The organism is Blautia schinkii (genome assembly GCF_013304825.1).
GTDB lineage: Bacteria > Bacillota > Clostridia > Lachnospirales > Lachnospiraceae > Blautia_A > Blautia_A schinkii_B.
Map to the genome: position 1 here is coordinate 45411 of NZ_JAAWUO010000022.1, position 9766 is coordinate 55176.

General features: G+C 40.3%; 9 protein-coding genes and 1 pseudogene. 4 read left to right on the top strand and 6 right to left on the bottom strand.

The window, feature by feature from the left end; all coding sequences use genetic code 11:
• Position 1: 1 nt before the first annotated feature.
• Positions 2–444, top strand: a pseudogene (locus tag HFM85_RS16750) (ATP-binding protein); the annotation flags it as partial.
• A gap of 54 nt (positions 445–498) precedes the next feature.
• Here HFM85_RS16750 and HFM85_RS14750 read toward each other — a convergent pair.
• The 6 genes from HFM85_RS14750 to HFM85_RS16755 all read right to left on the bottom strand — a co-directional run bounded on the left by HFM85_RS14750 (position 499) and on the right by HFM85_RS16755 (position 6375).
• Positions 499–2247 (bottom strand): M56 family metallopeptidase, encoded by a 1749-nt coding sequence (locus tag HFM85_RS14750; protein WP_173738960.1) that lies wholly within the window; start codon positions 2245–2247, stop codon positions 499–501.
• A gap of 6 nt (positions 2248–2253) precedes the next feature.
• Positions 2254–2643 (bottom strand): BlaI/MecI/CopY family transcriptional regulator, encoded by a 390-nt coding sequence (locus HFM85_RS14755; RefSeq protein ID WP_026649345.1) that lies wholly within the window; start codon positions 2641–2643, stop codon positions 2254–2256.
• A 134-nt stretch (positions 2644–2777) separates the two neighbouring features.
• Positions 2778–3680, bottom strand: coding sequence for a hypothetical protein (locus HFM85_RS14760; RefSeq protein WP_173738961.1), 903 nt, complete (start codon positions 3678–3680; stop codon positions 2778–2780).
• A gap of 465 nt (positions 3681–4145) precedes the next feature.
• Complete coding sequence (locus HFM85_RS14765) at positions 4146–4520, bottom strand: hypothetical protein (RefSeq protein WP_015524968.1); 375 nt, start codon at positions 4518–4520, stop codon at positions 4146–4148.
• A gap of 140 nt (positions 4521–4660) precedes the next feature.
• Entirely contained in the window at positions 4661–5638 is a 978-nt protein-coding gene (locus tag HFM85_RS14770; RefSeq protein ID WP_244092526.1) for a M28 family metallopeptidase, read from the bottom strand.
• Positions 5639–6159: 521 nt separating this feature from the next.
• Positions 6160–6375: a hypothetical protein gene (locus tag HFM85_RS16755; RefSeq protein ID WP_456298183.1), complete on the bottom strand. Its 216-nt coding sequence runs from the start codon at positions 6373–6375 to the stop codon at positions 6160–6162.
• A 200-nt stretch (positions 6376–6575) separates the two neighbouring features.
• Here HFM85_RS16755 and HFM85_RS14780 point away from each other — a divergent pair, with 200 nt between their 5' ends.
• From HFM85_RS14780 to HFM85_RS14790, 3 genes are all read left to right on the top strand, one after another.
• Positions 6576–7241, top strand: a complete 666-nt coding sequence (locus tag HFM85_RS14780) for a response regulator transcription factor (RefSeq protein WP_173738962.1) — start codon at positions 6576–6578, stop codon at positions 7239–7241.
• Positions 7225–8685 (top strand): sensor histidine kinase, encoded by a 1461-nt coding sequence (locus tag HFM85_RS14785; RefSeq protein WP_173738963.1) that lies wholly within the window; start codon positions 7225–7227, stop codon positions 8683–8685. Before HFM85_RS14780 ends, HFM85_RS14785 begins: the two co-directional genes overlap by 17 nt.
• A gap of 97 nt (positions 8686–8782) precedes the next feature.
• The gene (locus tag HFM85_RS14790) at positions 8783–9424 is read left to right on the top strand and encodes a hypothetical protein (RefSeq protein ID WP_173738964.1); all 642 of its coding nucleotides are present in this window, start codon (positions 8783–8785) and stop codon (positions 9422–9424) included.
• The last annotated feature ends 342 nt before the right edge of the window (positions 9425–9766 follow it).

Genomic DNA, 9766 nt, shown 5'->3' on the forward strand with positions numbered 1-9766 from the left:
CCTAACAACAGACGCGGTAAAAAAGGATTACAGCTTTATACTTCTTGAAGCAGCCTATCTGGAACGGACTGGCCTCCGCTTTGAGCCATCCGATTATATCTTCTTCGGTCTGGCTAACAAAAATGGGTTCTTGACCAATGCGGAAAGCTCATGACCGATCAGCACACGGTTTATAACTCCCGTATGTTCTGTACCCAGTGGAATGGCTTGGAAAAAAGCTCTATCTTTGATGATGCGCTGGACGATAAGGAATACGATATTTACAGTATCCGTTCCATGCGACAAAACCCTGTGATTGCTGACCTGTTCCACCGCATAAAATACATGGAACGCCGTGGAAGTGGCCTACGCAAAGTCGTCAGTGAAACCGAAAAGCTGCCTGGATATACAGCGGCATATGAGCCTGAATTTTCCTCAACAGCAACAGATTTCAGGGTCATCTTGAATAAACAAAGGAGCAGGGCATTGGGTAGCATCCCCATTGTCCTGCTTCTTTGTTTATTCTGTATAGATGTTCCCATTCTCATCCGTCCAGGTGCCGTCACCATTGTCTGTGTATCCGACCCCATCTGCGTCACAATAATAATAATCTCCGTTTGTTGTTTCTATTACATTAACAGTACCGTTACTACCCTGGAGTTCATGCTGTTCCAGTTGGTTTCCGAAATGATAACCTTCGTCATTCCAGGTACGATATGAATTTCCATTGGCATCTGCCCAGTTTCCATCTCCCTGATAACTGTATCGGCTCCCATAATAATCAGAATAGGTCCCATCTCCGTTATCGTAAAGAACTCTGGATTCTTCATCTTCTCCACCCGGTGCTACAATTGATGCTACACCGGAAGTAGTACTGAATCCACTGGTATATGGTACGCCTGCTGGCAGATTTTCATAAGATGAAACAGACCCGTTGTTGTCAGAGGTAATTCCATCATCGGTCGTTTCACTTACCTGTCCGCTGTTTTCCATGGCAGGTTCATCGTTTGTTTCCGCATCTGCTTTTTCCTCTTCGTCTACAGAATCCTCTGTATCTGTATTCTCTGTCACTCCTCCTTCGTCCTGGGTTTCAGCAGCTTTCTGCATAGTTACCATTTCAGAAAATGGTGCATAATCCGGTACATTATTTTTCTCTGGATCTGCATTTTTTTCAATACCAGACTTCTCCGTCTCTACTGAAACTGTATCTGTCCCGGCAGAGACATTAAATACCAGATTACCGCCTGCAAGCAGCAGCGTCACAAGAATTCCCGGAAGAATTCCTTTGCGGAGTTTCCGAATGTTCACCATATACAGAATCCGATCTTTAAACACCATTTCGCTGTCATTAAGACTTGCTGTCACATATGGAATCTGATTTTCCATGGCTACTGTCCTGAGAAGCAGCTGTCGATATAATTTATGTTCCTTTTTATTAACTCTGCGAACAACTGCTGTATCACACAGATTCTCAATATCCTTATCCGCTTCTTTCAGCATGATAAGAAGAAAGGGATTGAACCAGTATATCGATGCACAGATTCGGAGGAGCATCTTATACCAGAGATCCCGATGGCAATAATGTGTAAGTTCATGGTAAAAGATAAGTTTTCTTTCTTCTGCTGAATACCCGGTTGCTGGTAGATACAATTTTGTATGTAAAAGTCCTGCAAGAAGCGGTGTGGTAAGACCTGCGTTTTGCCTGAGTTCCGGTATTCTGCGTACGTGCTTCTTTTGACACGCTGCACGGTACATCTGAATACTCACCGTATCACTTACCTGCAGACTCATCCGTTCCAGATTCCTTATAGAAAAATAATATGCCAGCAATTCTCCCGTCAGTTTAAGTACCGCTACGCTCAGCCAGACAGCAGCAAAAATCAAAGCCACAATTCCCAGCCATTTATCTGATTCGTACCTGACAGTTCTCTTTTGTTCCGGGATTTCTGTCAGATTTTTCATGTCTTTGCTCGCAGATGATACGTTTTCTGTTATCTTCTGACTTTCCTCTGGTCTGACTGCGTAATCCGTTATCTTCGGGCTTTGCGTATTCTGTTGACTGCTTCTAAGTACTTTGAAATCCACCAGTGCCAGATTCGCCGGAAGGCGCACCGGAACACAAAGGCTTATCGTAATCAACAGCCAGATAAAGTACTTCCATTTCGCTGATACACGTCCTTTAAACAGAGTCGCAAGCACTTTTACCAGTAAAATTACTATTGCTGCAATAATGTTCAGTTTCAGAATGTGTAGAACAAGAACCTCCATAATTTGCTATTCCTCCCTGTCCTCCAGGTTCTTAAGAAATTCACTGAGATCCTGGACTTCTTCCGAGCTGATCTTCTTTCCATGATAAAGTGAAGTTACAAACTTTTTTAGTGAATTCCCATAAAGCTTCTCAAGAACACTCTGGCTTTCATGTGCCTGATAATCTGACTGCGAAACCAGGGGTGTATACAGATTCATTTTTCCCTGTTTCGTCACTTCCACGAAATTTTTGTTCTCCAATCTGGTCAGCAATGACAAAATTGTTGTTGATGCAAGCTTTTTCTTCATATTGATCACTTTCTCAATCTCCGGTCTGGTCATCGGCGGAGTATTGTTCCAAAGAACGAGCATAATATCCAGTTCTGATTCCGGAAGTCTCTGGTAAGTTTTTTTCACTTTTTCATACCTCCCCTGTTACATATTTTCTACAAATGTAGGAATAACTCTATTTTACCATGGTTCACGGAAATGGCAAGGGCTTTTGCACAATTTGCAAATGCCCTTGCCATTCCTGCAGCTACTGACCACTATCAGTCTATTTCTGTATAGCTGCTGCCATTTTCATCACTCCATGTCCCGTCTCCGTTGTCCGTAAATCCTGTACCATTTTCGTCCTGGAAATAATAATCACCATTTGTAGTTTCCGTAACCGTCACAGTATTACCGTTTGCATCCTGAAGGTCATGCTGTTCCAACGTATGTCCCAGATGATGAGTGTCATCATTCAGAGCTGAGTAGGTATTTCCATTTTCGTCGGTATAAGTTTCATCCCCATTATCGGTATAGTTCATTCCATCATCTCCACGATATTCACAAGAATAATCTTTGTGAAGAATGTAATTAATCTCAATGGTATTTCCATCACTGTCAACTAATGTCATTGGTGAGGTAGTAAGGATATCGGAATCATTATTGATGTCCGAGGATTTTGTAGAAGCATTTTCTTCTGTATCGGAGGAATCTGAATCTCCTCCTGACTTCTGACTGGCAGTATCCGTAGTTGCCTTATCAGAATCATCAGAAGAATCATCTGTCTGGTTTTCGTTCTCCTGTCTGGTAAGCGAAGGATTTCCAGGATAAGAAATATATTCTACAAATTTTCTGACGTCACTGATGTCATCTGCATCTTTTGCATATCCCACTGCCATATACAGGCTGTTTCCCTCTGAATAAATTGTCTGATAGCAGGCATCGTATGTGTCATTGCATTTGGCAATCCCTGTTTTGACATCCTCCAGTGAATATTTATAGATATTTACATAATCATTTCCGTTCGTATAGCTTGCATAGGTACCTTCCGTATCTGCTTTTTCCCATTCAGATCCAGCCGGCGGCTGTGTATAGAAATCGTTATTTCCTGCTGCCATAACCGTTGCAGCTGAAAAAATCCCAAGTGTTGCTACCGTCATAAGTGTCATAAATTTTGTTTTCATCGTGGATTCTCCTAGAATTTTATTTTCTACATCTGTAGAAGTTAATTATATTCTACAATTGTAGAATATAATTGTCAATTCTTTTTTCTATATTTTTTTATCATCTCAGTTTAATTTCTATTTTTCTTTCCACTGGGCTATGTAAATCCAGAGGATCTTCATCGCTTTCATAAACACGTCCTTCGCCTTCTCCAAATGATTTGAGGCATACTGGACATGATAGTCAGAACTAACATTTCTTTTTTCATTTTTCTGCAATCATATTTCCATCAAAAGTACCATTTTACGCCATTCCTGCAATAAAAAAAGGCCCTCCCGGATAGACCATTATTGTTCCTGTCCATCCAGAAAGACCTGAAAATTAAAATTTATTCTTCTCAGTGGTCTTAATATATAGTTTATCAAAATATAGAAGAAATGGATATATATTTTCTTTTAATATTTTTCTAAAAAAGCTTTATTTTATCACTCTCCAGTCACCGGACGCATCATGGAAAGCAGCTCCTTCCGGTAATGATCGGCCTTTTCCTGATTGCCCTGTTCTTTCCGTACCATCTTTGTGATTCCCGGATACTGTCCCGGGAAGCTTTCCAGCATGATACCATCTCCATAGATCAGGTAAACATCTCCGTCTGTCATATCTTCCTCTGTCAGCTTCTTTCCATTCTCATCCGTAAGCTTATCCGGTATCGTTCCGGAGAAAATCGTGTCCGTGTCCAGATCCGCAAAATACCAGCTGTTATCATCTGTATGAAAATACACTGCTGTCATCGGCTTTTCCCCGCATCCCGCCAGACAGAACATAACAAGTACCGCCAGCATCACGATCCATTTTTTCATTATTCCACCTCCTAGTCTCTGTCAGTATTTGATTATTTCGACTTCACACCGTGCTAGCACCATGAAAAATATTAATATTACTGACTTCTACAATGTTTTTTATCTGGCACTACCATTAGTGGAAGATTTTTGATATAAATTTAATTGATCGTTGGAAGTACTTCCATAACCTGATCAATCACTTCCACAATTCTCTGTATATCCATATTTTCTTTTACATCAGAACTATCATTCACGTTCAAACCATCTTGCCAGTCCTGGACAATAGATACTGCCGGGATATTCACTAATGCAAACGGATAATGGTCACTGTTGGTTGCCATTGTCAGGAAAAATCTGTCATTGGGTGTAAATAGTTCTGACATACTGTTTTTATTTAATTCGGCCAGTTTTTTCAATCCCTCATCATCATATTCCGCATTGTCTGGTCTTTTGTTTCCTTCGATCATCGCCATATAACCCAGATCACTTTTTTCTGCAATAGTATCAATATTTATTACTCCGATGATCTGTTTCCGCTCGTCCTCCGTCAGCTTACCAACATACCATCTTGAACCCAGCATATATTTCTCTTCGCCCGAGAACAGGATGAATTTTATATTATACGGCATCTCTGTATCTTTTAAAATCCTTGCCAGTTCAAGCACTGCTGCCACTCCGGAACCGTTATCATTGGCGCCCACCGAATCTTCTGCACTGTCATAATGGGCACTTATGATCAGATTTTTTGTAGTATCAATAGATGAGTTTTTTGTCACAATGATATTTTCACCAATGCCGTCAACAATTGCATTCTCGGCTGTTGATGCCAGAAACACATCCGCCTGCGAGGAATGCCTTATTGCATTCTCATTGTTTTCATCGTTATATTCGAATTTCTGGTATTCTATATTGTCATATCCCAGATTGCCAAAATATTCACTAATATATTCTTTTACATTCTGTATTGCATCAGAATTTATTGGACGCGGTTCAGAAGTGATTTCATCGATGATCTGTTCAATATTCTGTTCCAAAGGCTCTATTATTGTACCGGTCTGGGTAACACTCTCCGCCATTGTCTGAATTGGTGCTATTAATGATATAACCATAATTAAGGCAATTGTAATTTTTTTCATTTGTGAGCTCCCTCATTTTACCAAGTATTAATCAGTATCTTTTATCCAATAACTTTCCATGCAGAACCATAGGCTACAACGAAAGCTTTTTTCCATACCATAAGCATTATCATGTGATATACTTCTGCCATTTAAATCTCAGATTTTGAAAAAGGAACAGACATTGATAAATTTACTTAGTTCCATTCTGGGCTATGCACGGAACATTACAACCACATGATCAAAAAGCAGTAAATCTGATATTCAAATGTACATTGTGATCCTTTTTTAACAAAATTAGCTTTTTTATCATTTATGTTATCAACTGATACTATTATACCATGAACTGCATCACCAACCAAGTGTTCTTTTTTGCTTTTACAGCGTTCGTACAGTACTTTTACAATTCATTGCACATCTGTAAAGGAAGGAGACTTCTTGCTATATATTATGTTAAATTCCTGAAAGTATTTTCTTTGCGTTCTCCAGGTTATTTTTTCCATTTATTTTTAGATATACTTTACTGATTTCAGAAGGCTCTCCTATTTCTCTGCAGAGATCCTGTGCCTGGAAAATGGGTATGTAGATTTTCCTGGAACCTCCGTTTCTCTGGCTTTCTTAATGCCCCCGGCTGTGGCTTCTATCACGACAAATTCTTTTTCATTAGAGTTTAAAAGGACATCAATGTGCTGGCAGCAGTTACTTTCGCTGTTCTGCCTGTCAGGATAAAAGAATTGGTCTACGGAAATGTCCAGCAAGGTGACGATTTGGTAAAAGGTATTCAGGTTTGATTATGAGGACGATACGCAGTTTTATGTTTTAGTAGTATTTTATCTACATACTCGATGACAACATTGATAGATTGAAAGGATGGGGGTAAAATAAATGCGGATAAAATTTGAGACTCCATAATAGATACATATTTCTCTGCTATATTTGAAAAGTTGGAGGTGGAACAATGCAGAAGATTTTAATTGTTGAGGACGATATTGACATTCAGGATATATTAAAGAACCATCTGATTGATGCGGGATATGAAGTCGCTGTTGCTTCTGACGGTGTGGCGGGCATTGCAATGTTTGGGGATACCATCGACCTTGTGCTGTTAGACATCATGCTCCCTAAAATCGACGGTTATGGTGTATGTGAGGTCATTCGTAAGCGGTCACAAGTCCCTATTATTATGCTTACTGCGCTTTCGGATGAAGAAAACCAGTTGCGGGGTTTTGAACAGCAGATTGACGATTACATTCCAAAGCCCTTTTCGCCCAAAATCCTGCTGTGCAAGATTGCGGCTATTCTTCGCCGTAGGACTGTGGAAACTCAAAATCAATCCCTGCTTACTTATAAAGAGCTAAGTATGGACGTTGACGGATTCCATGTATATCAAGGCGGAAACGAGGTTGTTTTAACCAGCAAAGAGTTTGCGCTTCTTAGGCTTATGCTTGAAAATCAGGGAAAGGTCTTTACTCGGCAAATGCTACTTGACCGATTGTGGGAGGACGATTTGGAGGTCGAAGATCGGATCATTGACAGTCACATAAAGAACATTCGCAAAAAATTAAATGCTGACTATATAAAAACAATCAGAGGAGTGGGATACAGAGTTGACAAAGTACATTAAGCAACGTTTATCCGTTAAGATTTTTATAATTACATTTTTTCTACTGGGTACAGCTTGTAGCGGAACATATTTTTTCATTTCAAAGCTGTTACCTGCGACATACTCCAATTTGATAAATGTGTCCACAGAGAAAGCCGCTATGCACCTTGTTGAGCAAATGACAGCTTTTGACAATATATCTGATTGTGAAAATGATATATCTAATTTTTCAAAGGAAACAAATACTGCTTTTTGGATTGAGGATAGTAACGGTCGTATGATATATCCCGACGAGGCATCAATAGAAACCTCTACTACTTCGGCAGATTGTACAGTTACATTCGATGAAGATGAATCGTTCATAGATATGCAACCGTCTGGGGAAACCACGACAAATTTTTACCCGTTCACGTTAAAAAACGGTACTGCTTATGCATTGGCAGTTCAAACGGATTTGTTCGTTGTACAGCAGGCAACAAAGGTATTGCTGTCTATTCTTCCGTATGTTATCTTAATGATCTTTCTGCTTTCGCTCCTTTGTGCATGGCTCTATACAAGGTACATCACTCGACCTATTGTGCGACTGAGCAAGATTTCAAAGCAAATGGCGGAATTGGATTTTTCCGGTCAATGTAGTACAGGACGAGAAGATGAATTAGGGTGTTTGGCGCAAAATCTAAATTCATTGTCTGCTTCGCTATCCACTGCATTGAACGATCTTCAAACTGCCAACCAACAGCTCAAAACAGATATTGAAAAGGAACAGGAGTTAGAAAGACAGCGGGTAGACTTTTTCTCGGCAGCATCCCATGAACTGAAAACACCACTAACCATCTTGAAAGGACATTTGGCGGGAATGCTGAACGGAGTCTGCGGTTATGAAAACCATATAGAGTACATGGAGCGTTCCCTGGCCGTTGTTGATAGGATAGAAAAGTTGGTAAAAGAGCTGCTGTATGTTTCCAAAGCGGAAGGAACTCAAAAAACTGAATATAAAACCGTTGATTTTGCGGAAATATTTCGGGTACAGATTGCCACTGTAACAGATTTATTGGAAGAAAAGGAACAGTGCCTTGAAGCAAATATTCCTACCCGTCTTTATTGTGAAGTGGAACAAGCACAGATGGAACGGGCGATTCAAAATATATTGGTAAACGCAACTCACTATTCTCCAAGTGGTAAACTGATTCGTATATCTTTGTCCGAAACGCATGGTACAATTCGTGGTGAAATTGAAAACACAGGTGTCCGTGTGCCTGACGATGCTATTCCACATTTGTTTGAAGCTTTCTACCGAGCAGATACATCTCGTAACCGTAATTTCGGCGGAAGCGGATTAGGGCTTTATATTGTTGGCAAAATCATGGAAATGCACCAAGCAAAGTACGGCATTTCAAATACAAATAATGGTGTACTGTTTTGGTTTGAATTGCCTTGCAGGCAGCCGATAGACAACTCCATCTAAAATCCATAATCCTTGCAAATTATATCCAAGCTGCTTTGTTATATTATAGCTGTCCTCAAGAGGGCAGCTATAATTCTTATAAAGCGAGGTCTTATCTATGAAGAACAAAAAAATTTTGGCAATAGGCTTGTGCGGAGCAATCTGTTTAAGCATTGCAGGGGTTACTTATGCAAGCGCATTGGCTTCGGATACACCAAAGGTTTCAGCATCCGAAACGGGAAACACATCCAGCGCAGATATTCTCTATCAGGATACAGACGGTGGACAAATCAGCGTTGACGGTAAAAATTGGGTTGCCGAGGCAGATTATGAGAAGAACAATGCAGCACCGGATGTGCAGTGGTGGACAGCTGATGAATATGAGGCGTGGATGAACGAACAGAAAAAAGAAATGGAATCTTTGATTGGAACCGGAGATGGTTGGTATGATGGGGAAGGCGTATTCCATGAATTTACACAGGAAAGCGTAGCTGCTATGATGGACAGCTATAAAGGAACTCTGGAAAGTATCAAAAAAGGAGTATTGTATTCCAAAGACAACGGTGACGGCGATACCTACTCCATGATTCCACCTACTGAAGATGTAGTTTCCTCTTATAGTGTTGATGTAACAAAAGATAACGGAAAAACAGTACACATTGGAGATTATTCCACAGTTGAGGAATTAGACAAAGCCATTTCTGATGCAGTTAAAAATGGTCAGCTCACACAAGAAGAAGCGGACGCCGTTCACCAATAATAACCAAACCATTCTGCCGCACGACGGCAAAAGAAAAAAAGCCGTCGTACAGCAGACAAATTGATACGCCCATTTAAAGCAGCGGCATTGATTTTCAGAGCCGCTGTACCAAACGGGCAAAAAGCAAGAACTGCCCGGGCTGCGGAAAAATTTGAAGAACCGGACACCCGACGCCAGGCCATTTCGAAGGCAATCGCCGAATTGCTATATATTATATTATTATATTAAATTACTGAAAATATTTTCTTTGCGTTCTCCAGGTTATTTTTTCCATTTATTTTTAGGTATACTTTACTGATTTCAGAAGGCTCTCCTATTTCTCTGCAGAGATCCTGTGCCTGG